Below are 277 nucleotides of genomic sequence, written 5' to 3' on the forward strand. Positions count from 1 at the left end.
GCTGTTGGTGTGCAGCGACTGGGTGCCGCCCAGCACCGCGCCCAGGCCCTGCACCGCGACGCGCACCAGGTTGACCTCCGGCTGCTGCGCGGTCAGCTGGACCCCGGCCGTCTGGGTGTGGAAGCGCAGCATCAGCGACTTGGGGTTCTTCGCCCCGAACTCCTCGCGCATCACGTGCGCCCAGATCCGGCGGGCGGCACGGAACTTGGCGACCTCCTCCAGGATCGTCGTCCGCGCGACGAAGAAGAACGACAGGCGGGGCGCGAAGTCGTCCACG

General features: G+C 70.4%; 1 protein-coding gene. It reads right to left on the minus strand.

Annotated features, from left to right (window positions below; translation table 11 throughout):
• The coding region (locus tag IO29_RS31390) for a methylmalonyl-CoA mutase family protein (protein ID WP_037840723.1) at positions 1–277 on the minus strand (277 nt) is incomplete at both ends.

The organism is Streptomyces sp. NRRL F-6676, assembly GCF_000725625.1.
Lineage (GTDB): Bacteria > Actinomycetota > Actinomycetes > Streptomycetales > Streptomycetaceae > Streptomyces.